Origin of the sequence: Dysgonomonas gadei ATCC BAA-286 (assembly GCF_000213555.1) — a bacterium.
Classification (GTDB): Bacteria; Bacteroidota; Bacteroidia; order Bacteroidales; family Dysgonomonadaceae; genus Dysgonomonas; species Dysgonomonas gadei.
The window spans coordinates 144,421-150,659 of sequence record NZ_GL891987.1; the positions used below are offsets into that span (position 1 = coordinate 144,421).

Annotated in this window: 3 protein-coding genes; all 3 read left to right on the plus strand. The window is 37.8% G+C overall.

What is annotated here, in order from left to right; genetic code table 11:
• Window positions 1-26 precede the first annotated feature (26 nt).
• The 3 genes from HMPREF9455_RS15950 (at window position 27) to HMPREF9455_RS21970 (ending at window position 6,225) form a co-directional block, all read left to right on the plus strand.
• Window positions 27-1,439 (plus strand): undecaprenyl-phosphate glucose phosphotransferase, encoded by a 1,413-nt coding sequence (locus tag HMPREF9455_RS15950; RefSeq protein ID WP_006800765.1) that lies wholly within the window; start codon window positions 27-29, stop codon window positions 1,437-1,439.
• 345 nt (window positions 1,440-1,784) lie between these two features.
• Entirely contained in the window at window positions 1,785-5,843 is a 4,059-nt protein-coding gene (locus HMPREF9455_RS15955) for a hybrid sensor histidine kinase/response regulator transcription factor (protein ID WP_044216544.1), read from the plus strand.
• A 253-nt stretch (window positions 5,844-6,096) separates the two neighbouring features.
• Window positions 6,097-6,225, plus strand: a complete 129-nt coding sequence (locus tag HMPREF9455_RS21970) for a hypothetical protein (protein ID WP_395858109.1) — start codon at window positions 6,097-6,099, stop codon at window positions 6,223-6,225.
• Window positions 6,226-6,239 lie beyond the last annotated feature (14 nt).

Below are 6,239 nucleotides of genomic sequence, written 5' to 3' on the forward strand. Positions count from 1 at the left end.
CTTTGCAATCTGTTTTTATTTACACTATGGATAGTACGGATAGAAAAGAGGGATATGGCTACCTGATTGATTGGATAGTTCGTTTTGGCGACTTGTTCCTTATTAATATATTTTTTTTACTGGCGTTTTTCATATTCCGCCAAGACGACGAAGTAACCGAAAGCCTTCATTACAGGGAGAAAATCATTGCATTTCTATTGATTAACCTGTGCTATTTTCTGACTTCTTCATTTATACGTTTTCACATTACATCAAACGTTGTATACCTTGATAAAATAGTCCAACGATCGTCAGCATTTATAACTCTTTATGCATTGTTGGTAACTGCAGGATTCTCTATATTCCACATTATAAGTATTCCTATAATTCCTTGGATTGTAGGCTTTTTTATCATGGGGACTATTTTTATAGGATGGCATGTATTATTCCGTCTCTTGTTAAAGTCGTATAGGAAGAAGGGATATAATTATCGGCAAGTCATTATTATAGGAGCAGGAAGTAGTGCTGTAAAAACATACGAATCGCTTATTTTCAGTGAGTTCGGCTACAAAATTTTAGGTTTCTTTGACAACGATGTTTCAAAGAAAGATATATTACCGAATTATCTGGGAAAAATTTCTGATATAGAAGAGTATGTTAAGAATGTTAAAGTAGACGAAATGTTTTGCACCCTGTCAGGAAATCAGGATGAATTAGTCTATGATTTAGTAAGATTTTGCGAAAAAAATATGATCCGGTTCCATCTTATACCTGAGTTTCACAAATATATGAGGAGGCGATTTTCTTTACATTTTATCGAATCTACTCCTGTATTGAGTCTTAGGTATGAGCCTTTACAACATTTTACAAACAGATTTATTAAGCGGACATTCGACCTCATTTTCTCCGGTCTCGTACTGACCCTTATTTTCCCATTTGTATATATCATCTTCGGAGCCATCATAAAATGGTCTTCTCCCGGACCTGTATTCTTTAAACAAAAAAGGACAGGAATAAAAGGAGAAGAATTTTACTGTTACAAGTTCCGGTCGATGCGATTGAATGACGAAGCAAACAAAAAACAAGCCACTGCAGGAGACCCACGTATAACCAAAGTGGGGGCATTTATGAGAAAAACAAGTATTGACGAACTACCCCAGTTTATCAATGTATTCAAGAATGATATGTCCGTTGTCGGTCCTCGTCCGCACATGCTCCAACATACCGACCTCTATAGTTCCCTTATAGATAAATTCATGGTCCGTCATCTGGTGAAACCAGGTATCACAGGATGGGCACAGGTAACCGGATGCAGAGGAGAGACCAAAACCGTAGAGGAAATGGAAGAACGTGTAAAAAGAGATGTATGGTATCTCGAACACTGGACTTTCTTCCTTGACCTGAAGATAATCTACCTCACAGTTGCCAATGTTTTCAAAGGAGACGAAAAAGCGTTTTAGTATATCGATTATTAGTATAATTTGTATTTACTAACCATATAATGTTAAAATCTGACACACTATTTACAGTCATCAGTTAGCAACTTGTATCTCGTATCTCATATAACTTACTACTTATTCCAATACATCAAAGAACTACAAGCTAACGGCTACAAGCTATTAGCTATATCCATAGATAAAGTTTTTCAAAAAGAATAGGAGCCTGTTTAAGTTTTAGCGAAAAATATTATTACAGCCTCTAAATTTCGTGTGGTTGCCCTAGCATTATATGACGTTTATTTATTTTATCCGGATGTTAATTGTATTTTTGTAAAAAAGAATGTCCCTTTTTATCAATCCATGGTTATGAAACATCTGCTTTCCTACATTTATGATAGAAAAAATATCAGGATTTTCAAGAAGTCTTACTTATTGGCTGTCTTTTTTCTGTCCAATGTCTTCCTGTCCTATGCCTCATATACACTACATAGAGCCGATAAACTCGATTTGTCGAACAATGCGATTCTTTGCATGTATCAGGACAAAGATGGTTATATGTGGTTCGGTACATACGATGGATTGAATCTGTATAACGGAAAAAACACTTTTGTTTACAGGTCCGAATTCGATAATGAGTTCTCCTTATGCAGTAATATTATTCACAATATCACACAAGCAGACGAAGGTAATCTGTGGATATCTACGTTCCTGGGGCTGAATAAGTTTTCGTTGAAAGAACGAAAAGTCATAGAATCGTACCCAGAATTGCCGGAGGCCAAGCTTCTGGCAGCGGATAGGAAAGGAAATACATGGGTTATAAGTAAAAAGAACTATATATCCCATTATAACCGGGAGAGTAAGAATTTTACCGATATTCATTTACCCGGGGCCGATATGGATAATGTGAAGGCGCTGTTCGTTGGTGGTGATGACGAACTCTATATGATTACTGCTGATGGGAAATTGAAAAATATAGAAATTGCCGCAGATTCGAAAAATAATGATATAAGGTTGCAGGTAAACGAATCATTACTACACGATAAAAGCATAATAAATGCTTACTATGAAGATAACAAGATTTATTACATAAGTGCCGAAAGAAAACTCTACCTGTACGATCTCTCAGATAATAAGAGAATATTGATCACGGACTTATCTTCGCTGATAGGAAAATATGGAGGGATATCCCGTGTGGTTTCTTTTAAATCCGATTTGTTTGTCTCCTTCAACGATAACGGGTTGATAAGGTTAGATGTAGAGAATGATTATAAACCGGAAACCGTATATCTCGGGATAAGGGTCTTCTGTCTGCTCAAAGATAAAAAACAGGACGTACTCTGGATTGGTACTGATGGGAGAGGAGTGCAAATGTACTATCAGGGACACGATCTGTTCGGAAACATAATATTCGACAATTTTTTTTCGGGTACTCAAAAGCCGGTCAGGTCTATTTATGCGGATGAATCACAGAACCTGTGGGTGGGCACGAAAGGTGATGGTATAATGCGAATCAGGAATTACGATGAACACAATCAGCGTGAAGTGTCTCAGTCACAGGTTTTAAATTACACAACTGCCAATGGGCTATCGAGTAATCTTGTATTTTGTTTCTTGAGAAGTAAATACCGGAATATACTCTGGATCGGGACCGAAGGGCCGGGTTTTTCCTATTATTCATATAAGGATAACACGATAAAATCTTTATCGGAAAAGGATGGAAGTACAATAGGGAAAGTTCATTCGATCTGTGAAGTGAATGATTCTACTCTATGGATGGCGACGGCCGGTAATGGTTTGCTCGAAGTTATCATTAAGGATGAAAATTCCCGTCTTTCAGTCAAATCTGTGAATGAATACATTCTGAAAAATGGAGATAAGACCTGTGTTGAATTCCATTCTATGTTTTACGACGGGGCATCTACCCTATTTGTTGGAAGCCGTGGAGGTTATGGGGTGGCACGTTATAATGTCAAAAGTAAACAGTATGATTTCATACAGATGAAAAATGCTGAAAATACAGCTATCGGAGATGTATTGTGTGTTTATCAGAGCAAAGATTCTACCTTCTATATCGGTGCTAGTTCAGGGATGACCCGCATTCAGTTTTTAAAAGATGGAAATACTGTGATAAAACAGTATGACAGACGGAATGGGATGATAAATGATATGATACACGGAATACTCGAAGATGCTGATGGCTGCATCTGGTTAAGCACAAATAAAGGTCTGATAAAATATAATCCACGCAACGACTTTTTCCATAATTACTCATACCCTGATTTAAAGGTAACAGAGTTTTCCGACGATGCCTATTGGAAGTGTCCACAGACCGGACGGCTTTTCTTTGGTGGTATAAACGGGCTGACATGGGTAGAACCTAAAGAGGTCAATCTGCAAAGTAATTATAAACCTGCCCTGTATTTCTTCGACTTACAGATAGCCGGTGAGAGCCGGTCGCTATACGATTATACAAATAAAAAAGACGGATACCTGGAGATCGGGGCTAATATCTCTTCTTTTACCATTTCGTTTGTCGCAACGGATTATATCAACGGCGAAAATTATGAATACTCGTACCTGCTGGATAACTATAATACAGCATGGACCGAACTCCAGAAAACAAATGAAGTCACCTTCACTAATCTTCCACATGGCGAGTATATACTGAAAGTAAGATACAAAAATGATGTGTTCGATTCGGATGAGAGATATTATTCTCTAAAAATAAGGAAGCTGCCGCCATGGTATCTGACCAGTTGGGCTTATTTGTCATATGTGGTAGCGTTTGCCCTTATATGTTCTTATATCATATACCTTATCCGTAAACGAATAATGGATAAACAAATGCAGATTGCACAGAAGATAAACGAAGAACAGAAAGAAAAGTTATTGGAAGCAAAACTGAATTTCTTTACGAACGTTACTCACGAATTCTGTACCCCTCTGACAGTAATAAAAGGAGTAACTGACTATATTGAAAAATCGGCCGAAGTAGATAAAAATATCCGTAAATATACAGGTATATTACGTGACAATGTAGCTAACCTGAGTGGTCTGATACAGGAGATTCTCGATTTCAGGAAGATGGAAGAAGGTAAGTTCGACTTTAGCTACGTCGAAGAGGCCTCGGTTTCAGATTTGGTGAGAAAGCAAATGGAGTGGTTCATTCCTATTGCAGAAGAAAACAGTATAGCATTTGAAGTTTCAATACCTGCCGATTTATATTGGAATACCAATGTATTCGGATTCAACCGGGTCTTGGTAAATCTGGTTTCCAATGCCTTTAAATATACTACAGAAAAAGGTAAGGTGAAAATATCGGCCGGAATAGATAACGAACAGCTTGTACTTAGTGTTTACAATACAGGACAGGGAATAGAAGATTCGAACATACCATCCATATTCGATCGTTACGGTGTGCTCGAAAATACGGAGGCGAATGACTCTTATCCGTTGATGGCATCACGGCATGGATTGGGACTATCCATTTGCCATGATATAGTGGAGTCTCTTGGCGGAAATATCTCGGTCAGGAGTGAAATCGGTAAATTTGCTGAATTTATAGTAGTATTGCCTGTGCTTCAGGTAACAGAGGAAGAACGTCTGGCAGATGAAGAGAGTAACCTGCCAATGGATGCCGATTCATTGAGACAATCCGCAGGAGAGAAGCAGACAATCCTGATTGTTGATGACAATAAGGATATAGTGTGGCTCATCTCTGATATTTTATCCGACAGTTATCATATCAGGAGTGCCTATAATGTTCCCGAAGCCCTCAAAATTATAGAATCGGAGACCCCTTCCCTTATTATCACCGATATCATGATGCCGGGTATGAATGGTCTGGAGTTTATAAATAACCTGAAGGATGATAAATTTACAAAGCATATACCGCTCGTAATTGTATCGGCTAAAATCAGTGAGAAAGAACAGGCGGAGGGCCTCGATATAGGAGCAGATGCTTATCTGACGAAACCTTTTTCGTCACTGGTGCTTCGTTCGGTCATAAACCGTTTATTAATGGTGAAAGATGAATTGAAGGACTACTTCTATTCACCCGAAAGTGCGTATAAATATTCAGATGGGCAGTTGATCCATCAGGAAGATAAAGCTTTCATGGATTCTGTTATCGATATTATATCGGATAATATGGAAGAAGAGAACCTACGGCCCGAATTCATCGCCGAAAAGTTGAATATGAGCACCCGTAGCCTTTATCGTAAATTCAAGAAAATAACAACACTTTCCCCTAACGATTTCATTAAAGATTATAGGTTTACACAAGTTGCCAAACTGCTTATCACAACCAACCTCACCATTCAGGAAATCATGTATAAGGTAGGTATTAACAATAAGTCATACTTCTATCGCGAATTCCTGAAAAAGCACAACATGACACCCAAAGAATACCGGCTACGTAAGTAATTAAGGCCTATTTCAGCCTTATTTAGCTTCAGTATCTTAATATACCAAATAAGTATTTCGGCCCGCCACTGGCGATCTGGTATACTTATTTGGACGAATAGGATAGTCCCTTGTATTTTTATATTAATTAACATTGCTGTACGATTGCTCTGACACCAATAAGTGAAAGGCAAGAGAGATATTGAATAAGTAACAATATATGTTTTCTATAAAACAAACAGTATATATGTTCAATGTACTACAAAATACAGGAATGTTTAACTGCATTTTTTCTTTTGAAAATTTGGAGGTTAGCTGTATTTTGCTAGAGAGAGAGAGAGAGAGAGAGAGAGAGAGAGAGAGAGAGAGAGAGAGAGAGAGAGAGAGAGAGAGAAGTAAGTAAGTAAGTAAGTAAGT